Here is an 18,763-nt window from a genome sequence, read left to right on the forward strand (position 1 = left end):
CATTTTTTGGACAGTCTTAAAGGCTGTCCTTTTTGTTTTGCCAAATTTTTAATACCGACAGATATTTATCATCAAAGTCTGCTTAAAAATGTGTGGAGAAAATCGGGGAAAATTTCTCGCCACGATTTTTCATTGTGTGCGTTTTCAAAAAGAATGACCTCGTTCATTCTGTCATACGGGTAGAAGCATTCTTCCAAAAGTTCATAGAGCATTTCGGTGCTTTCAAAAATCATCTCTTCAAGCTCGTCACCGTTACCTGTATAGATGTAGAGGTACGGCATATTTTCAACAATTTTTGTCGAAAGATATTTCGCCCAATCCTCTCTTGTGTAACAGAGAAATGCAGGAGAAAATACACCTGCGTAGCCAAATTTTTCGTGGTGTTCAACAGCCGAAAAAAATGACATAAGTCCGCCAGATGAGCTTCCGCAGACGGCAACATTCTGTCTGTCGGTGCATACTGGGAAATTATTTTCAACATACGGAATGACGGTATTCATAAGAAAATTATCAAAGATTTCGCCCTCGGGTTTGAAATCCTCACAGAACATTTCAAGGTGCTGAACCACACCGATTGATTTCGGAGTAAGTTCGCTGTCACGCCAAGCATTACCGTTGTCAATACCTACGATTACAGCGTTGCCTACACCGCTTTTCTGCTCATTTTCAACAGCTTTTACAACCTCCCACGAACCGTGCGGAGTTGAATTATCGTCAAAAAGATTCTGTCCGTCTGTCATATAGACTACGGGCAGTTTTTCACCGTCGGAATGTGACGGAACATAAATCCGGACGGTTCTGTCGCCCTTGTCGGGATACGGAAGTTTTATTGTATGTAACTTTGCGTCAGCCATAAAATCACCTATTTTTTAATTATCTAATAGATATTAAACCATAAAAACGGCTGTGTTGCAACCTAATTTTTTACGGTTGCATAAACACAAAAATTCCCGTAAATAATATCTACAGAGGTGATTTGTTATGACTAACGATATTGAAATGCTCAACTGCGTTTTGCAGAATGCCGAAATGGGCTGTCAGGGAATTACGAGCGTGAGGAAAAGTTTGAAGGACAGCAAGGTTGACGGTGTTTTGTGCGAACATCTTATTAAATACGGAAAACTGTATCATTGTGCAAATAAAATGTTGCAAAATCGTGGTGCAGAGCCACACAGAGTGAGTAATATGACAAAAACAATGACACGCTATGCCGCACAAAGGGATTTAAAGCGTGACTCGTCATCTTCGCACATTGCCGAAATGATGATAAAAGGTAACACAATGGGAGTGAATAAAATGTCACGCAAAATCCGAGAATACAACGGCAATGATCCCCATGTCAGCCTCCTCGCCAAAAGAATGTTAGAAACCGAAGAAGAAAACATAAAAGAAATGTCCGCATTTTTGTAAGTATAATCTCAATAAAAAACACCCGAAAGGAATTTTTCAAAAACCTTTCGGGTGAAATTTTTATTTAGATAAAGGTTGCACCAATTATGATGCGTTAAGCACAGTCGGTCAAATTAAGCCTTAGGACCTGCTTCAACGAGAGCCTTACCGGCTTCGTTGCCTTCGTACTTAGCAAAGTTCTTAACAAAACGGCTTGCAAGATCCTTAGCCTTCTCTTCCCAATCAGCAACATTTGCATATGTGTCACGAGGATCGAGGATGCCTGAATCAACGCCGGGGAGCTCTGTAGGAACTTCAAAGTTGAAGTGTGGAATTGTCTTTGTAGGAGCCTTTGTGATAGAACCGTCGAGAATAGCGTCGATGATACCACGAGTATCCTTAATAGAGATACGCTTGCCTGAGCCGTTCCAACCTGTGTTTACGAGGTATGCCTTAGCACCGCTCATTTCCATCTTCTTAACAAGCTCTTCAGCATACTTTGTAGGATGAAGCTCGAGGAATGCCTGACCGAAGCAAGCTGAGAATGTTGGAGTTGGCTCTGTGATGCCACGCTCTGTACCTGCAAGCTTAGCTGTGAAGCCTGAGAGGAAGTAGTACTTTGTCTGCTCAGGTGTGAGGATTGAAACAGGCGGAAGTACGCCGAAAGCATCAGCTGAAAGGAAGATTACATTCTTAGCAGCAGGAGCTGAAGAAACAGGGCGAACAATGTTGTCGATGTGATCAATCGGATATGATACACGAGTGTTCTCTGTTACAGTCTTGTCGTTAAAGTCAATCTTGCCTTCCTTGTCAACAGTAACATTTTCAAGAAGAGCGTCTCTTCTGATAGCGTTGTAGATGTCAGGCTCTGACTCTTTGTCAAGGTTGATAACCTTAGCATAGCAGCCGCCTTCAAAGTTGAATACGCCGTTGTCGTCCCAGCCGTGCTCGTCATCACCGATGAGGAGTCTCTTAGGATCTGTTGAAAGTGTAGTCTTACCTGTACCTGAAAGACCGAAGAAGATAGCTGTGTTCTCGCCGTTCTTATCTGTGTTGGCTGAGCAGTGCATTGATGCGATGCCCTTGAGCGGGAGGTAGTAGTTCATCATTGAGAACATACCCTTCTTCATCTCACCGCCGTACCATGTGTTGATGATAACCTGCTCACGGCTTGTGATGTTGAATACAACAGCTGTTTCTGAGTTAAGACCAAGCTCCTTGTAGTTTTCAACCTTAGCCTTTGATGCGTTGTAAACAACGAAATCAGGCTCAAAGTTTTCAAGCTCTTCAGCTGAAGGAGTGATGAACATATTTGTTACAAAGTGAGCCTGCCAAGCAACCTCAACGATGAAACGAACAGCCATTCTTGTGTCTTTGTTAGCACCGCAGAAAGCATCTACAACATAAAGCTTCTTGTTAGAAAGCTCTTTCTTTGCGATTTCCTTAACTGCCTTCCAAGTTTCCTCAGATGCAGGATGGTTGTCGTTCTTGTACTCATCAGAAGTCCACCAAACAGTGTCCTTTGAGTTCTCGTCCATAACGATGAACTTGTCCTTAGGTGAACGACCTGTGTAAACGCCGGTCTTAACATTAACTGCGCCAAGCTCAGTTTCCTGACCAACTTCATAACCCTCGAGTTCGGGTCTTGTTTCTTCTTTGAAAAGCTCTTCATAAGAAGGATTGTGAACGATTTCGGTGGTACCTGTAATACCGTACTTTGTTAAATCAATCTTTGCCATTTCAGTATCAACCTTTCTATGTTTTCTGAATTCACATAGATAGTGGAATTGCGACAAATACCCCTTGTCAGCGTTAATATCCAACACCCTATGTTCGTTAATAGTTTATCACAAAAGAATCGGCTCGTCAAGCAAAACAGCAATCAAAAGCAGTTAAAACAGACATTGTGATTATATTGTCCATACTCATTTATTGTAAGATGAAAAATCAAATTTATGCTAAATCAAAAATGACAAATTTTAACAATAAACGCAAAAAAGTCCGACAGAAATCTGTCGGACTTAAAATGCAAGCTATAAGTAAAATTACTTAAGTTCTACTTCAGCGCCGGCCTCTTCGAGCTTAGCCTTCATAGCTTCAGCGTCTTCCTTAGAAACGCCTTCCTTGAGAGCCTTAGGAGCACCGTCAACGAGTGCCTTTGCTTCCTTAAGACCAAGACCTGTTATTTCACGAACAGCCTTGATAACAGCAATCTTGTTGCCGCCTGCAGCCTTAAGAACTACATCGAACTCTGTCTGCTCAGCAGCAGCAGCGCCACCGTCAGCAGCAGGACCAGCAACTGCAACTGCAGCAGCAGCTGATACACCAAACTCATCCTCTACAGCGTGAACGAGCTCTGAAAGCTCAAGAACTGTGAGGCCTTTTAATTCTTCAATAATAGCAGTAATTTTCTCTGATGCCATTGTAATTTACCTCCAATATGATAATTAGTAAAATTTTAATTGATTGCAGCCGATTATTCTGCTGCGGGAGCTTCTGCCTCTGCAGGAGCCTCTTCTGCTGCCTCAGCAGCACAAGCTTCAACGCCGCCCTTGTCAACGATAGCCTGTACGGCACGCGCAAAGGATGCGATAGGTGCCTGGAATGCACCAAGAACATTTGCGAGAAGTACTTCTCTTGTCGGGAGCTTTGAAAGGGCAACGATTGTGTCCATATCAATTACGGCACCGTCAAGATAAGCTGACTTAACCTTAAAGTTGTCATGATCCTTAGCATAGTTGCAAAGGATTCTTGCAGCAGCAGCGTACTCGCTGTCACTTGTAGCAATAGCTGTTGTACCCTCGAGAACAGGCTTAATGTCTTCAAGACCTGCTTCCTCACAAGCACGGGAAAGAAGTGTGTTCTTTACTACTGTGTACTTAACATCGTTCTCACGAAGCTCTTTTCTGAGCTTTGTATCGTCCTCTGTGTTGATACCCTCGTAGCTTACAACCACACCTGTAATTGAGCTTTTGAGTCTTTCTGAAAGCTCTGCAACAATTGCTTTCTTCTGCTCTAAAACACTTTGACTTGGCAAGATAAATTCACCTCCAAAATATTTGTAACGCAGTTCATAAAAAACAGCCGTCCGTTTTACCTCGGACGGCTGCAAAAATACAAAAGTATAATTTGCATCTTCCTCGGCAGGCAGGATAATCCTTTACGCTTACGCACCTGCTGTCTTTAGAACAGCGAATTTATATATTCACACTACCGTGTAAATACCTTTAATTAAGCACCAAACTTTGCAGGGTTGATGCGAACGCTCGGACCCATTGTTGAAGTAATGGCAACTGAGCGGATATACTGACCCTTTGAAGCAGCAGGCTTAGCCTTTACGATAGCACCCATGAGAGTGTCAAGGTTTTCGCCGAGCTTCTCGGCACCAAAGCTTGCCTTACCGATTGGGCAGTGAATGATGTTTGTTTTGTCAAGACGGTACTCAATCTTACCTGCCTTAGCTTCTTTAACAGCCTTGGCAATGTCAGGAGTTACAGTACCTGCCTTTGGGTTTGGCATAAGACCGCGGGGACCGAGGATTCTACCGAGACGACCTACAAGACCCATGCAATCGGGAGTTGTAATAAGAACATCAAAGTCCATCCAGTTCTCCTGCTGAATCTTCTGAGTCATATCCTCAGCACCGACAAAGTCAGCACCTGCTTCCTTGGCAAGCTCTTCGTTAGCGCCCTTACAAATTGCAAGAACTCTAACCTTTTTACCTGTACCGTTAGGAAGAACAACCGCACCTCTAACCTGCTGGTCAGCATGACGGCTGTCAACGCCGAGCTTTACATGAAGCTCAACTGTTTCGTCAAACTTAGCAACTGCAGTCTTGATAACTGTGTCAAGTGCCTCGTTTGTATCATATAATTTAGTTCTGTCAACGAGCTTAGCAGCGTCAACATATTTCTTACCGTGTTTCATCAGTCTTCCTCCATTGTTAGGTGGTCAATCGGAATTATCCTCCCACCCGGAAATAATTAGTCAACTACTGTAATACCCATGCTTCTTGCTGTACCGGAAATCATGCTGATAGCAGCATCAAGTGAACCTGCGTTGAGGTCAGGCATCTTCTGCTCTGCAATCTTTGTGATCTGCTCACGAGTGATCTGAGCTACCTTTGTCTTATTAGGTACGCCTGAACCGCTGTCGATACCGCAAGCCTTCTTAAGAAGAACCGCAGCAGGCGGAGTCTTTGTAATGAAAGTGAATGAACGGTCTGCATATACAGTAATTACTACCGGAATGATAAGACCGATATCATTCTTTGTACGCTCATTAAAATCCTTTGTGAACGCAACAATGTTTACACCGTGCTGACCGAGAGCCGGACCAACAGGTGGTGCCGGAGTAGCCTTTCCGGCGGGAATCTGCAGCTTAATTAAGCCTACAACCTTCTGAGCCATTGTGTTTGCACCTCCAAAATTCGTGGTAAATTGCGGGACACCACTGTGTAGGGTCCCTCCCACAGGGAGCGTTACACTCCCAATAAAAAGCCAATCGGCTGATTATTATTTGATTAATCTTCTATCGGTTCAGCCTGAGCAAGCTCAAGTTCAACCGGCGTTTCGCGTCCGAACATAGAAACAACTACGCGGACATAATCTTTATCGGCGTCAATTTCTTCAACGACACCGACAAAATCCTCAAGCGGACCGTCTATAATGCGAACTGAATCGCCGACAGAATAGTTAAGCTTAACGCTTCGTGTTTCAACACCCATTCTGTAAACCTCCGCGTCTGTGAGCGGAACAGGCTTTGAACCCGGTCCGACAAATCCTGTGCAACCTCTGATGTTGCGAACAACATACCAGGTTTCATCAGTATAGACCATCTTAACAAAAACATAGCCGGGAAACAGCTTGTTTTCAACCTCTTTGGTTTTGTCACCGACTGTTTCGGTTACAATCTCAACAGGAACCTTGACATCAATAATCATATCCTGAAGATTTCTGTTTTCGGCTGTGGTCTTAAGATCTGTTGCGACCTTGTTTTCGTAACCTGAATAAGTATGAACAACATACCATTTTGCTTCTGATTCTGCCATAACAGCTTTCTCCCTTTCGTAAATCAAGTAATGTCAGGTAGGAATCAGGCGGTTGTGTTCATAAAAAGACCCACAAGTGCGTACAAGCCCTGATCAAGAGCAAATATAAATACGCCTACGATGGCTACCATAGCGATAACAATACCGAAGTTCTTTGTTGTCTGCTTTGGAGTCGGCCATGTGATCTTTTTGATTTCACCCTTACAGGAGCCGAGGTACTTTGCAAGCCTTTTAAAAACATTAGGCTTCTTAGCAGGCTTCTTAGCAGTTGCCTTTGCGGTTTCAGACTTTTTCTCAGCCATTTTGTACCTCCATTATTTTGTTTCCTTGTGAAGAGTGTGTTTCTTACAGAAACGGCAGTACTTGTTCATTTCAAGTCTGTCAGGACTGTTTTTCTTGTTCTTCATTGTGTTGTAATTACGCTGTTTGCACTCTGTGCAGGCCAATGTGATTTTTACTCTCATAACGGCACCTCCCGGTTTTTTCGGAATATTTTAGCCTCCCTCAATAGGGCACAAAAAAATAAGCCCCTTTCAGAGGTAAGGATATTCTACCATATATCAAGGCTTTAGTCAAGCCTTTTTTTGAATTTTTCTGCATAAATTACGCATTTATTGCAGCATTCCGTAAATTCCGCCTTATTTGACGGAACTTACGGTAATCACAGATAAATCATTTGTCGGACAATGTGTTTGCCTTAGCCTTAACCTTTTTAACCTTTTCAGGCTTTACTGTCTTGCCCTTAAAGGCTCTTGCATTTGTTGCGGCAACCTTAAGGTCATCGCTGAAATGGTCATAAAGAGCGTTGTAATCGTCATCATCAAGTGAATTGAGAAGAACAATTGTAATAATTGCCCGTGTGTCAACATCGCCGTTGTTATACTGAAGATTGAACACGCCTGCAAACTTTTCCATCTCATTCTTATTTGCACGCTTTATATATGTCGGAAGCTTTGGAGCAATATGCTCTTTTGCAAATGTTGCTCCCCTGAACGGGAAATAACAATCCTCTTCATTCTTAATTTCCTCACGAAGCTCCGGAAAATATGTTACAAAACGCTTTGCAAGAAACTTTGGGTCTGCATTGCCGTCATCGTCTTTTTTCTTTTTCTGCTTAACCTGCTTTGCTCTTTTGATTGCAAGTGTACCCGACACCGCCTCAACAAAATCGTTTGCAATGCTGTCTGCATCCTTCTGTGTGCCTACTGTTTCATCATAGAGCCATGTTGCAAGTGTTTTCCATTCGTTATCAGGTCCTTCATCTGTCATTGTACATGAACGAAGCACCATCTGTTCTTTATCTTTATAATATATTACCGAATAGGCAAGAGTTGTGCTTATAAACAGAGATACAAGCTCGTTGTCATTTTCGGCAACTACCTTCTGCTTTGTATAGCCCTGCTTTACAAGTTCTTCTTCCACCTTGCCAACGATGTAATCAAACGCTTTTTTAAATTCCAACTTAATCTTCCTCTCGGATTAGTCTGTTAAAATTCATTATACAATCAAATAACAGATTTGTCAAAGGTTTTGACTTGCAAGACGCACATTATTGTGTTATTATTTAAGCTGTATACTAATGTAAAAGAAGGTTTTATTATGTCTTGTCAAGATGCTATCGGAGTTTTCGACTCCGGATTAGGCGGACTCAGCGCTGTGAAAGAGTTTTTACATGTGCTGCCAAACGAGAAAATAATATACTTTGGAGATACGGGAAGAGTGCCATACGGCAACAGAAGCCGTGAAACAATTTCAAAGTATGCCTTTCAGGACGCAAGCTTTTTGTTGAAACACAATGTTAAGACAATCGTTGCAGCCTGCGGCACGGTAAGCTCTGTTGCAGGCGATATGCTTGAAGAAAGGCTCCCTGTTCCCTACACAGGCGTTGTAAATCCAACCGCATTCATTGCCGACCAAAAAACAAAGAACGGTAAAATAGGAATTATCGGCACTGCCGCAACAATTTCGAGCCACAGCTACAAACTCCGCCTTGAAAAGCTAAACCCAAAATACAAGGTTTATGAGCAGGCTTGTCCGCTTTTTGTTCCGCTTGTTGAAAACGGCTTCATCTGTCGTGACGACCAGATTGTAAGGCTTGTCATCAGAAGATATCTTTCCGAACTCAAGGAAACAGGCGTTGACACCCTCATTCTCGGCTGCACTCACTATCCGCTTTTGCGTGACGCAATTGCTGACTTTATGGGTGACGGCGTTACTCTTGTTGACTCCGGATACGAAACTGCAATATATTGTGCAAAAATTCTCAGAGAAAATAAACTGCTCAATACAAGCGGTGAACATTATACGCCTGAATTTTATGTCAGCGACACTCCTGACGGATTTAAAAGCGTTGCAGGTCTGTTTTTGGGAAGAGATATGGAGCATACTGTTACACAGATTGACATTGAACAGTATTGATGAGGAAAGCTATGACAGATAAGGAAAAGAATAAAGGCAAATATATGATTTCCATTCTGGGAGAACAGATTCTTGACGATGACAGCGACAGAATTGAGGTTCTCACAGAGGGAAATTTTCTGATGAAAAAAGATCATTGTTACATAGGGTATAAGGAATATGACGAGGACGCGCCGCAGAGCTTTTATGACAATCTCATCAAGGTTCAGGGCGATGTGGTTACAATCACACGCAAGGGGGCTATGCGCTCACAGCTTATGCTTGAAAAAGGCAAAAGGCATCAATGCCTGTATCAGACGCCGGCAGGCGACCTTATGATAGGAGTTTTCACAAAAACAATGAACAACTCTCTTTCAAAAAAAGGCGGTACGCTTGAGGTCAGCTACACGCTTGATTTCAACAATGACCTTGTGAGCGAAAACAAGTTTAAAATTACGGTTGAAGAAAAAGAAAAGTTTGAAAATGAGGTAGATTGATATGGATACATACGCACTTGCTGTACAACAGCTTAAAAAGGCAATTGAAAACGCTATTGAAAAGGCGATTGCAAACGGAGAGCTTCCGCAGGCAGAAGCCGCTCCGTTCATCATTGAAACACCTGCCGACAGAAGTCACGGTGACTTTGCAACCAACGCGGCAATGGCAGGCGCAAAGGCATTCCGTATGCCGCCTTTCAAAATTGCACAGGCTATCACATCAAACCTTGACCTTGAGGGTACAATGTTTGACCGCTTTGAAACAGCAGGTCCGGGATTCATCAACTTCTTCCTCGGCACTGAATTTTATTCGGCTGTAATCAGAGAAATCCTTGCCAATCCCGAAGCATACGGCAGAAGTGAATACGGCAGAGATGAAAAGGTTATGGTTGAGTTCGTATCCGCCAACCCGACAGGTCCTATGCACATGGGCAACGCAAGAGGCGGTGCTCTCGGCGACTGTCTTGCCGCTGTTCTTGACAAAGCAGGCTACAACGCATGGCGTGAGTTTTATGTAAACGACGCCGGCAATCAGATTGAAAAGTTCGGCTGTTCACTTGAAGCAAGATATCTTCAGATTTTCAAGGGCAATGAGATAGAGTTCCCCGAGGACGGCTATCAGGGTGAGGACATCAAAGACCTTGCAAAAGAATATGCTGACCTAAACGGCGACAGCCTTGTTAATGTAAGCGCAGAAGAACGCAAAAAGGCTCTTGTTGATTTTGCACTTCCGAAGAACATCAGCAAGATGCAGGCTGATATGGAAAAATACAAGATTTTCTATGACAAATGGTTCTTTGAAAGCGAGCTTCACAAGAGTGGTGCTGTTAAGGCTGTTGTTGACCTTCTCACGAAAAAAGGACTTACCTACGAAAAAGAGGGTGCCGTTTGGTACAAGAACAAAGAGGTGCTCACACAGAAGCTTCTCAAAGAGGGCAAGTCACAGAAATACATTGACAACCTTGAATTAAAGGACGATGTTCTCATTCGTCAGAACGGCAACCCGACATATTTTACAGCCGACATTGCATACCACAAGAACAAATTTGACCGTGGATTCACAACTCTTATTGATGTTTGGGGTGCAGACCATCACGGTCATGTTATGAGAATGAAAGGCGCAATGGACGCCATAGGCTATGACGGTGACAAGCTCAATGTTGTTCTTATGCAGCTTGTAAAGCTTGTTAAGGACGGCGAGCTTGTAAAAATGAGCAAGCGTACCGGCAAGGCTATTCAGCTTGGCGATTTGCTTGACGAAGTGCCTGTTGACAGCGCAAGGTTCCTCTTTAACACCAAAGAGGCTAACACACAGATGGACTTTGACCTTGACCTTGCAGTAAGTCAGGACAATCAGAACCCTGTTTATTATGTTCAATACGCACACGCAAGAATTTGCAGTATCTTCAAGTCACTTGCAAAAGAGGGCATTTCTCCGAGAGAATGTACAGACGCAGAGCTTGCGCTCCTCACAGCTCCCGAAGAAAAGGAGCTCATCAATCATCTTGCGTCATACACCAACGAAATCATCAGTGCGGCAAAGGATTACGATCCGACCAAGGTTACACGCTATGTAACACAGCTTGCAACACTTTTCCACAAATTCTACAACGCTTGCCGTGTTAAGGGCGAAGAAGAAGGTCTTATGCAGGCAAGACTTGCACTTTGCAACTGTGTAAGAGCCGTTATTAAGAATGTTCTTACAATGTTCAGCATCTCCTGCCCCGAAAGTATGTAAGCAGCGTGTCGCTTCACCTTCTTTGAGCAGACAGTTTGAATGATATTTTCTTGATGTTTTCAATTAAAATGTCTTGCTATCCGGTCTTACAATTCTAAGAGTTTTTCTGTAAAATATCTGTAGAGCATATTTTTTCCTCCGTTTCAGGTTTTTAAGCAATTCTATTTTAACGGATTTTGGTAAAATATGCTCTACTTTTTTTGCTTTTTATTTGTAAGCTCTTTTTCTACCCCAACTTTTATTATAGAGCCGCAACAACAAAATCAAAGTTCTCAAAAGAAATGCTTACGGCTACAGAAATTTCAAGCGTTTCCGTAACCGCATCTTACATATGTTTTCCAACAAACATATCAGTTCTGCAACAAAACAAGCGACAGCTTAATTCGCTGCCGCTTGTAATTCTCATATATTCTGTTTTTTCGGGTTACCCCAACTATTGACATTGAGCCTGTTTCTACAAATCATAATTGCCCTTTCTGCTTTCAACGCAAAAGGGCAAAAAATAATGCCGACAGTTAATAGCATTAAAAGCTATAACTTGTCAGCATTTAAATTCTAAAATTTGACTTTATTTAATCTCCACAAATATAATCAGTCAACTATGTTATTTAATTCTTCAAAAGGTATATTGTGTTCATTTGCATATTGTTCTGCATATGAGCCTTTTATTCCATAGATTGTGAGCTTATCACAACCTTCAAAGGCATTATCCGCAATATCTTCTGCCTTATCGTAAATGATAATTTTCTCCAGCAAGGTGCAGTTTTCAAAAGCACCCCATTCAATGCTCTTAATATTTTTAGACAAAACTAACTGTTTTAAGGATATGCAATTACTAAATGTATATTGTTGTATTGCAGTAATATTATCGGGAATATTTATACTTTTTAGTGATGTGCAACCGGAAAAAGCACCGTATGCTATTCCACGATCAGCAATATTATCCGGAATTACAAGCGTTTCTAATGAAGAACAGCCTGAAAATGATAAACTTTCAATTTCTTTTACATCACCATTAAAATTAACATTTTTCAGACTTTCACAATTCGTAAAAGAGAATTGTTTTATAGTACTTGGGAGTTGTATGCTTTCTAATGAAATACAATGGTCAAAACATCTGTTAAATATATACTCTATCCCTTCAGAAACAACAATCTCTTTTACTATATCGTTATCCTCAAACATTCCTTTCCTTTCTGCTCCCCACAAATTGTATCCTGTAACATATCCGCCTAAAGCATTTACTTTATGGAAAAATATTGTTGAAGGAATTACAACTTTCTCTGACGGGTAGTTTATCTTTACAATTGTTGCCGATTTATTTGTATATCCATCGGTTTCATATGTGTACCCAAACCACCAATGTTCACTTGAAAAGATTTGCAACAATATAAATATCACTAACACTACGCACAATATCCCGATAGGTAGTTTATATTTTTTTATTTTTTTCATCATATTAAAATTCTCTCGTAAAAAATATAGTTTTAATTATCAACAAACCGATAATTATTAATTTACAGACTGAATTGTTGTATCCAATTTTTCAAATGGTATGTTATGTTTTTTTGCATACTGTTCTGCATAACTACCCTTTATTCCGCAGATTGTAAGTTTATCACATCCATCAAAAGCGTTGTCCGCAATGTAATCACATTCATCATAGACATTAATTCTCTCTAAAGAAACGCAATCCCGAAAAGCTCCGTCACCTATTTTTATTAAGTCCTCAGGCAAATTCACTATTTCAAGAGATTTGCAACCATCAAATGTCCAGCTCTCAATAATCCTGACCTTTGACGGAACATCAATAGTTTGCAGAGAAGTACACCATTGAAAAGCGTTTGAACCTATTTCTGATAGCTTGTCGGGTAAATCAATATTTGTAAGTGAAGTACATCCTTGGAAAGCCACACTCTCTATACAATAAACATTTTTTGAAAACTTCACATTTTTTAATGAATAGCAACGAGCAAAAGCATTAGTGCTGATTTTGTTAATTTGCTTCGGTAAGTATATTTCTTCAAGCCCGGAACAATCGCTGAAACTAAAGGATTCGGTAATAGTATCTCCGTCAACAATGTTCACTTCCTTTAAATTATCACACCGCACTACGTCAAATGTCGTCATTGTGCCTGGTATAGTAATTTTTTCAAGATTATAGCAATTAGCTATAGCCGGGCCATAAGTTTCCACTACTCCTTCAGGTATTATAATTTCTTTTACAACATTATTTCCCTCAAATACACCTGTAAGAGACACCCCAACTAATGCAGCTTCTTCTACACAACTTAGCTTTTTGACTTTATATGAAGAAATTTCCGAAGGAATTTCAATGGTTTCAGCCAATATATCGGTTTTTATCAATGTAGCGTTTTGATTTTCATCAATTTCAAATGTATATCCTTCAGCAGTTTTTGTTATAGGGTATAGCTCTTTACAACTTGAAAACATTAAAATAAAAACTGTACAAAAAGATATTGCAAATACTATATTTACTCGTATTAATCTAGTTGTTTTCATATATAAAACCTTTCAAAAGTTTGTAGCACTAATTTCAAAGATGAATGAGCAAACATAATTGCTCATTCATCTTTAGAAATTTATAATGAATCAGTTAATCTGGTTCATATGTTGTCCAAATATTATCCTTAAACCACACATCTTGTGTAACCAAATGCCCAGGTTGCAATACACCAGGTATCTGTTTATTCTTCGAATCATTGAATATTACTTTAGGATTATCTACACCATAGATAGTATAAGTTAACCAATTATCATACATTTGACTATTCATTAATGCACCAGGCCATGACATCAGAATATTATTATCTTCATAGAAGTAAATTCTTGTGTCCCAATACTCCCAATCAGCCGGACGATAAAAATGAACAGTAATTCCCTGTGGTTTTTTGCTATATGCAGTTTCATTTACTACCCACATTTCATCTTCTATTATTTCTATTCCTGGTTGATTAATACCGGGACGCTGTTGCCTTGTGTCAGGATCGGTAGTGTTGTTATTAAAAATAACCCTTGGATTCTCCAAACCATATATTGTGTAGGTATACCAATTATTACCTCCATCCGGCGACATTTTCTCTCCTGGGAATGGGAGTTTATGGTCATCATCATTATAATAATAGATATGAGGCTTTGTCAAGAAAAGTGTGTAAGTTATTTTCCTAACTTACACACTTTATTTTACAAGCTCCAATCCGCTGTTTTGTTATTGCTTGAAGGATTATTATTTACACAGAATTTTATGGGGTGCCTGATTAGTATTTCAGCCACCGTGAATTTACACGGTGGCTGTTTTGACGGTTACATTCTCAAAAGAAATGCTTACGGCTGCAGAAATTTCAAGCGTTTTCGTAACCGCATCTTACATATGTTTTCCAACAAACATATCAGTTCTACAACAAAACAAGCGACAGCTTAATTCGCCGCCGCTTGTAATTCTCATATATTCCGTTTTTTCGAGTTAGCCAAACTATTGACATTAAGCCAAAACAGTACACATGACTGTTTTCTTAACGCTCACCTTATCGCCCGATTTAACAGTAAATTTAGATAAAAAAGAAAACAGAGTAGTCAAAAGACTACTCTGTTGTGGCTCCCCCAACTGGGCTCGAACCAGTGACATCATGATTAACAGTCATGCGCTCTACCGACTGAGCTATGGAGGAATATAGAGCAATACACCCTTTTGGGTGTATGCTTTGTGTTGGCATCTCCCTATCTTTCCGGGCCGTCACCAGCCAAGTATTTTCGGCACCACTGAGCTTAACTTCTGTGTTCGGTATGGGAACAGGTGGACCCTCAGCGTCATCAACACCAACTATTCTCTTGTATATAAAAGCTTTTCAGCTTTTTACCCTTTTGGTGACTCGTGCGGGAATCGAACCCGCGTTGCCGGCGTGAGAGGCCGGAGTCTTAACCGCTTGACCAACGAGCCTTGTCTTTCGTCACAAAGGCTAATGGTCTTTGCTCTCATTAGCCCCTGCAACTTCTCTTGGTGCACCATCAGGGGCTCGAACCCGGGACACCCTGATTAAGAGTCAGGTGCTCTACCAACTGAGCTAATGGTGCATCTCTGTGTTCTTTCAAACACCCTGAAAACTGAATAAAGGAAGAGGATTAAGGAGATATTAGTTAAATTCATATTGGAATGACCAATCGGGTTAAAGTATATACTACACAGCTGACCAAAGAAATCTTGTGGTCAAGCCCTCGACCTATTAGTACTGCCAAGCTGAATGCCTCACGGCACTTACACACGCAGCCTATCAACCTCGTAGTCTTCAAGGGGTCTTACTCGTTATACGATGGGATATCTAATCTTGGAGTCGGCTTCACGCTTAGATGCTTTCAGCGTTTATCCGTTCCGTACATAGCTGCCCAGCTGTGCCATTGGCATGACAACTGGTGCACCAGAGGTACGTCCATCCCGGTCCTCTCGTACTAAGGACAGAGCTCCTCAAATATCCTGCGCCCACGACAGATAGGGACCGAACTGTCTCGCGACGTTCTGAACCCAGCTCGCGTACCACTTTAATCGGCGAACAGCCGAACCCTTGGGACCGAATACAGCCCCAGGATGTGATGAGCCGACATCGAGGTGCCAAACCTCCCCGTCGATGTGGACTCTTGGGGGAGATCAGCCTGTTATCCCCAGGGTAGCTTTTATCCGTTGAGCGACGGCATTTCCATTCACATACCGCCGGATCACTAACTCCAACTTTCGTTACTGCTCGGGCCGTCACCCTCGCAGTTAGGCTAGCTTTTGCGTTTACACTCAGAGGCACGGTTTCCGTCCGTGCTGAGCTAACCTTTGAGCGCCTCCGTTACCTTTTCGGAGGCGACCGCCCCAGTCAAACTGCCCACCTGACAATGTCCCCCGACCGGTTTCACGGCCGCAGGTTAGAATTCCAGAAACCTAAGGGCGGTATCCCAACATCGACTCCACACAAGCTGACGCTCATGTTTCCCAGTCTCCCGCCTATCCTGTACATAGATTTCCGAAACCCAATATCAGGCTACAGTAAAGCTCCATGGGGTCTTTCCGTCTTGCCGCAGGTAACCGGCATCTTCACCGGTACTACAATTTCGCCGGGTGGGTAGTTGAGACAGTGCCCAGATCGTTACACCATTCGTGCGGGTCGGAACTTACCCGACAAGGAATTTCGCTACCTTAGGACCGTTATAGTTACGGCCGCCGTTTACCGGGGCTTCAATTCGGAGCTCTCACTCCTCCTCTTAACCTTCCGGCACCGGGCAGGTGTCAGCCCCTATACTTCATCTTTCGATTTGGCAGAGACCTGTGTTTTTGCTAAACAGTCGCCTGGGCCTATTCTCTGCGGCTCTTTCGAGCACTCCTTATTCCGAAGTTACGGAGTCAATTTGCCGAGTTCCTTAACTACCCTTCTCCCGCTGGCCTTAGAATTCTCTTCCTGTCCACCTGTGTCGGTTTGCGGTACGGGCATCTGTTTCTATACGCAAAGCTTTTCTCGCCTTCAGCTAAGTGTGCTTCCCTACTCTAATTTCGGTCCCTTACGCCCGGGTCAACCAACGCCCGGGTCACACCCTTTTGAAGTGTCCCTTTGCTTAAATTACAGATGGTTACGGAATATCAACCGTATGTGCATCGGCTACGCCTTTCGGCCTGACCTTAGCTCCCGACTTACTTGGAGCGGACGAACCTTCCTCCAAAAACCTTAGACTTTCGGCCATTAAGATTCTCACTTAATTCTCGCTACTTATTCCGGCATTCTCACTTCTGTATAGTCCACCGCCGCTTTCGCTACGACTTCTCCCCATACAGAACGCTCTCCTACCATACATTAGATGTATCCCAAGCTTCGGTGTATAGTTTAGCCCCGTTAAATTTTCGGCGCAGAGTCACTCGACCAGTGAGCTATTACGCACTCTTTTAATGAGTGGCTGCTTCTAAGCCAACATCCTGGTTGTCTGTGCAATTCCACATCCTTTTCCACTTAACTATACTTGGGGACCTTAGCTGTGGGTCTGGGCTGTTTCCCTTTTGACAATGAAACTTATCTCCCACTGTCTGACTCCTGAAAAACGATTATCCGGCATTCTTAGTTTGATAAGGTTCAGTAACCTCTCGGCCCCTAGCCAATTCAGTGCTTTACCTCCGGTAATCTATTTCAAGGCTAGCCCTAAAGCTATTTCGGAGAGAACCAGCTATCTCCGGGTTCGATTGGAATTTCTCCGCTACCCACAGTTCATCCGCTACCATTTCAACGGGAGTCGGTTCGGTCCTCCATAAAGTTTTACCTTTACTTCAACCTGACCATGGGTAGGTCACCCGGTTTCGGGTCGAATACAACCGACTTCATACGCCCTTTTCAGACTTGCTCTCGCTGCGGCTTCACACCTTAAGTGCTTAACCTCGCCGGTTACATTCACTCGCCGGACCATTCTACAAAAGGTACCCGATCGCTCTTTGATGAGCTTTCGGTGCTTGTAAACACAAGGTTTCAGGTTCTTTTTCACTCCCCGTCAGGGGTACTTTTCACCTTTCCTTCACAGTACTTCTTCACTATCGGTCACCGAGTAGTATTTAGGCTTGGAGGATGGTCCCCCCGTATTCCCACCGGGTTTCACGTGTCCGGCGGTACTCTGGATACAGATGGCTGTTCAGGCTTTTCGTGTACAGGACTCTCACCTTCTTCGGTTGGACTTCCCATTCCATTCCACTAAACCTTTACAATACCGTATTCTGTCCGAACCCCGAAAGTATTACTACTCTCGGTTTGGCCTCTTCCGCGTTCGCTCGCCACTACTTACGGAATCTCAGTTGATTTCTCTTCCTCGCCCTACTTAGATGTTTCAGTTCAGGCGGTTCCCCTCATATACCTATGTATTCAGTATATGATGACAAGACTTTCCTCTTGCCGGATTGCTCCATTCGGAAATCTGCGGATCAAAGCCCACTTACGGCTCCCCGCAGCTTATCGCAGTTAGTCACGTCCTTCTTCGGCTCTCGGTGCCAAGGCATTCCCCTTGTGCTCTTTGTAGCTTGACCATTATGAGATATCTTTGGTTCTTCTTTTTCTTGTAATGTTAATTACTCTTTTCGCAGTTTAATAAGCCTTTAGTTTATTTATAACTAATCTTCTTATTACCCTTAAGCTTAATTGTAGTATTTTTTACCTATGGTTTACGCATTCAAATTATCATTTGAGTTTGTTTACCTGTATAACTAATACTTTTCTCGCTTTATCTGCTTCTTTATTCAGTTTTCAAGGTGCTTTTTAGAAGAGATTTTAGACTTGATGATGTCAAGCCTCGTTGTTCTTCGCTTCTCCTCAAATAACTCCCACTCGTCTAATATGTTTCAATCACTTGCGTGATTTTCACATCTTAGTCCTCGCCGGTCGTTATTTTCGGGCTCCGAACCTCGGCTCTTCTATATGGTGGGCTTAAGTGGACTCGAACCACCGACCTCACGCTTATCAGGCGTGCGCTCTAACCGGCTGAGCTATAAGCCCATATTGGTTTGGCTCGTTATTTCTTAAGCCGTTGTTGAAAAGCTGTTGCTTTTCATGGTGGAGATAAGCGGGATCGAACCGCTGACCCCCTGCTTGCAAAGCAGGTGCTCTCCCAGCTGAGCTATACCCCCGTATATCTCGGGCAGGACCCTGAAAATTAAACAACGAGTTTTGA

General features: G+C 42.5%; 17 protein-coding genes, 5 tRNA genes, 2 rRNA genes, 1 pseudogene and 1 other annotated feature. Of the genes and pseudogenes, 5 read left to right on the forward strand and 20 right to left on the reverse strand.

The window, feature by feature from the left end:
* Positions 1-71: 71 nt before the first annotated feature.
* The gene (locus QDI94_RS06195; protein ID WP_278867943.1) at positions 72-854 is read right to left on the reverse strand and encodes an alpha/beta hydrolase; all 783 of its coding nucleotides are present in this window, start codon (positions 852-854) and stop codon (positions 72-74) included.
* 127 nt (positions 855-981) lie between these two features.
* On the opposite strand from QDI94_RS06195, the gene QDI94_RS06200 reads away from it, so the two are divergent.
* Positions 982-1,410 (forward strand): DUF305 domain-containing protein, encoded by a 429-nt coding sequence (locus tag QDI94_RS06200; protein ID WP_101028819.1) that lies wholly within the window; start codon positions 982-984, stop codon positions 1,408-1,410.
* A gap of 113 nt (positions 1,411-1,523) precedes the next feature.
* Here the strand turns inward: QDI94_RS06200 and pckA are convergent, their stop codons facing one another.
* The 9 genes from pckA to QDI94_RS06245 all read right to left on the reverse strand — a co-directional run bounded on the left by pckA (position 1,524) and on the right by QDI94_RS06245 (position 7,900).
* Complete coding sequence (pckA, locus tag QDI94_RS06205; protein ID WP_015522673.1) at positions 1,524-3,128, reverse strand: phosphoenolpyruvate carboxykinase (ATP); 1,605 nt, start codon at positions 3,126-3,128, stop codon at positions 1,524-1,526.
* A gap of 306 nt (positions 3,129-3,434) precedes the next feature.
* A complete protein-coding gene (rplL, locus tag QDI94_RS06210; protein ID WP_101028821.1) occupies positions 3,435-3,812 on the reverse strand; it encodes a 50S ribosomal protein L7/L12 in 378 nt (125 codons plus the stop codon).
* Positions 3,813-3,865: 53 nt separating this feature from the next.
* Positions 3,866-4,426 (reverse strand): 50S ribosomal protein L10, encoded by a 561-nt coding sequence (rplJ, locus tag QDI94_RS06215; RefSeq protein ID WP_101028833.1) that lies wholly within the window; start codon positions 4,424-4,426, stop codon positions 3,866-3,868.
* 29 nt (positions 4,427-4,455) lie between these two features.
* Positions 4,456-4,594, reverse strand: a sequence feature (ribosomal protein L10 leader region).
* 26 nt (positions 4,595-4,620) lie between these two features.
* Positions 4,621-5,316, reverse strand: a complete 696-nt coding sequence (gene rplA, locus QDI94_RS06220) for a 50S ribosomal protein L1 (protein WP_101028822.1) — start codon at positions 5,314-5,316, stop codon at positions 4,621-4,623.
* 56 nt (positions 5,317-5,372) lie between these two features.
* Positions 5,373-5,798, reverse strand: coding sequence for a 50S ribosomal protein L11 (gene rplK, locus QDI94_RS06225; protein WP_015522670.1), 426 nt, complete (start codon positions 5,796-5,798; stop codon positions 5,373-5,375).
* A 113-nt stretch (positions 5,799-5,911) separates the two neighbouring features.
* Positions 5,912-6,439, reverse strand: a complete 528-nt coding sequence (gene nusG / locus QDI94_RS06230; RefSeq protein ID WP_101028823.1) for a transcription termination/antitermination protein NusG — start codon at positions 6,437-6,439, stop codon at positions 5,912-5,914.
* A gap of 44 nt (positions 6,440-6,483) precedes the next feature.
* Complete coding sequence (secE, locus tag QDI94_RS06235; protein WP_101028824.1) at positions 6,484-6,741, reverse strand: preprotein translocase subunit SecE; 258 nt, start codon at positions 6,739-6,741, stop codon at positions 6,484-6,486.
* A 12-nt stretch (positions 6,742-6,753) separates the two neighbouring features.
* Entirely contained in the window at positions 6,754-6,903 is a 150-nt protein-coding gene (gene rpmG / locus QDI94_RS06240) for a 50S ribosomal protein L33 (protein ID WP_015522667.1), read from the reverse strand.
* Positions 6,904-7,111: 208 nt separating this feature from the next.
* On the reverse strand, positions 7,112-7,900 hold the full coding sequence (locus tag QDI94_RS06245; RefSeq protein WP_278867948.1) for a DUF7674 family protein: 789 nt from the start codon (positions 7,898-7,900) through the stop codon (positions 7,112-7,114).
* A gap of 138 nt (positions 7,901-8,038) precedes the next feature.
* On the opposite strand from QDI94_RS06245, the gene murI reads away from it, so the two are divergent.
* From murI to QDI94_RS09905, 4 genes and pseudogenes are all read left to right on the forward strand, one after another.
* Entirely contained in the window at positions 8,039-8,857 is an 819-nt protein-coding gene (gene murI, locus QDI94_RS06250; protein ID WP_278867951.1) for a glutamate racemase, read from the forward strand.
* An 11-nt stretch (positions 8,858-8,868) separates the two neighbouring features.
* Positions 8,869-9,333 (forward strand): DUF1934 domain-containing protein, encoded by a 465-nt coding sequence (locus tag QDI94_RS06255; RefSeq protein ID WP_278867953.1) that lies wholly within the window; start codon positions 8,869-8,871, stop codon positions 9,331-9,333.
* A gap of 1 nt (position 9,334) precedes the next feature.
* On the forward strand, positions 9,335-11,071 hold the full coding sequence (gene argS / locus QDI94_RS06260; protein ID WP_278867954.1) for an arginine--tRNA ligase: 1,737 nt from the start codon (positions 9,335-9,337) through the stop codon (positions 11,069-11,071).
* Positions 11,072-11,324: 253 nt separating this feature from the next.
* Positions 11,325-11,453: pseudogene (locus QDI94_RS09905) on the forward strand (transposase); the annotation flags it as partial.
* 209 nt (positions 11,454-11,662) lie between these two features.
* On the opposite strand, the gene QDI94_RS06270 reads toward QDI94_RS09905, so the two are convergent.
* From QDI94_RS06270 to QDI94_RS06315, 10 genes are all read right to left on the reverse strand, one after another.
* A complete protein-coding gene (locus QDI94_RS06270; protein WP_278867957.1) occupies positions 11,663-12,529 on the reverse strand; it encodes a leucine-rich repeat domain-containing protein in 867 nt (288 codons plus the stop codon).
* A gap of 54 nt (positions 12,530-12,583) precedes the next feature.
* Positions 12,584-13,594 carry a leucine-rich repeat domain-containing protein gene (locus QDI94_RS06275; RefSeq protein ID WP_278419308.1) on the reverse strand — a complete coding sequence of 337 codons (1,011 nt, stop codon included), beginning with the start codon at positions 13,592-13,594 and terminating at the stop codon, positions 12,584-12,586.
* Between the two features lie 94 nt (positions 13,595-13,688).
* On the reverse strand, positions 13,689-14,234 hold the full coding sequence (locus QDI94_RS06280; RefSeq protein ID WP_278867959.1) for a starch-binding protein: 546 nt from the start codon (positions 14,232-14,234) through the stop codon (positions 13,689-13,691).
* A 450-nt stretch (positions 14,235-14,684) separates the two neighbouring features.
* Positions 14,685-14,760, reverse strand: a tRNA-Asn gene (locus tag QDI94_RS06285).
* Between the two features lie 36 nt (positions 14,761-14,796).
* Positions 14,797-14,913: ribosomal RNA gene (rrf, locus tag QDI94_RS06290) — 5S ribosomal RNA — on the reverse strand.
* 41 nt (positions 14,914-14,954) lie between these two features.
* Positions 14,955-15,029: transfer RNA gene (locus QDI94_RS06295), tRNA-Glu, on the reverse strand.
* A gap of 58 nt (positions 15,030-15,087) precedes the next feature.
* Positions 15,088-15,163: transfer RNA gene (locus QDI94_RS06300), tRNA-Lys, on the reverse strand.
* A gap of 129 nt (positions 15,164-15,292) precedes the next feature.
* Positions 15,293-18,122 (reverse strand): 23S ribosomal RNA (locus QDI94_RS06305).
* Between the two features lie 389 nt (positions 18,123-18,511).
* Positions 18,512-18,588: transfer RNA gene (locus QDI94_RS06310), tRNA-Ile, on the reverse strand.
* A 55-nt stretch (positions 18,589-18,643) separates the two neighbouring features.
* Positions 18,644-18,719, reverse strand: a tRNA-Ala gene (locus tag QDI94_RS06315).
* Positions 18,720-18,763: the final 44 nt, after the last annotated feature.

This window comes from Ruminococcus bromii, assembly GCF_928721825.1.
Lineage (GTDB): Bacteria > Bacillota > Clostridia > Oscillospirales > Acutalibacteraceae > Ruminococcoides > Ruminococcoides bromii.

Coding starts and splice junctions, on each gene's coding strand:
- QDI94_RS06195 (WP_278867943.1), bottom strand. CDS start 854: ATGGCTGACGCAAAGTTACATACAATAAAACTTCCGTATCCCGACAAG.
- QDI94_RS06200 (WP_101028819.1), top strand. CDS start 982: ATGACTAACGATATTGAAATGCTCAACTGCGTTTTGCAGAATGCCGAA.
- pckA (WP_015522673.1), bottom strand. CDS start 3,128: ATGGCAAAGATTGATTTAACAAAGTACGGTATTACAGGTACCACCGAA.
- rplL (WP_101028821.1), bottom strand. CDS start 3,812: ATGGCATCAGAGAAAATTACTGCTATTATTGAAGAATTAAAAGGCCTC.
- rplA (WP_101028822.1), bottom strand. CDS start 5,316: ATGAAACACGGTAAGAAATATGTTGACGCTGCTAAGCTCGTTGACAGA.
- rplK (WP_015522670.1), bottom strand. CDS start 5,798: ATGGCTCAGAAGGTTGTAGGCTTAATTAAGCTGCAGATTCCCGCCGGA.
- nusG (WP_101028823.1), bottom strand. CDS start 6,439: ATGGCAGAATCAGAAGCAAAATGGTATGTTGTTCATACTTATTCAGGT.
- secE (WP_101028824.1), bottom strand. CDS start 6,741: ATGGCTGAGAAAAAGTCTGAAACCGCAAAGGCAACTGCTAAGAAGCCT.
- rpmG (WP_015522667.1), bottom strand. CDS start 6,903: ATGAGAGTAAAAATCACATTGGCCTGCACAGAGTGCAAACAGCGTAAT.
- murI (WP_278867951.1), top strand. CDS start 8,039: ATGTCTTGTCAAGATGCTATCGGAGTTTTCGACTCCGGATTAGGCGGA.
- QDI94_RS06255 (WP_278867953.1), top strand. CDS start 8,869: ATGACAGATAAGGAAAAGAATAAAGGCAAATATATGATTTCCATTCTG.
- argS (WP_278867954.1), top strand. CDS start 9,335: ATGGATACATACGCACTTGCTGTACAACAGCTTAAAAAGGCAATTGAA.
- QDI94_RS06270 (WP_278867957.1), bottom strand. CDS start 12,529: ATGATGAAAAAAATAAAAAAATATAAACTACCTATCGGGATATTGTGC.
- QDI94_RS06275 (WP_278419308.1), bottom strand. CDS start 13,594: ATGAAAACAACTAGATTAATACGAGTAAATATAGTATTTGCAATATCT.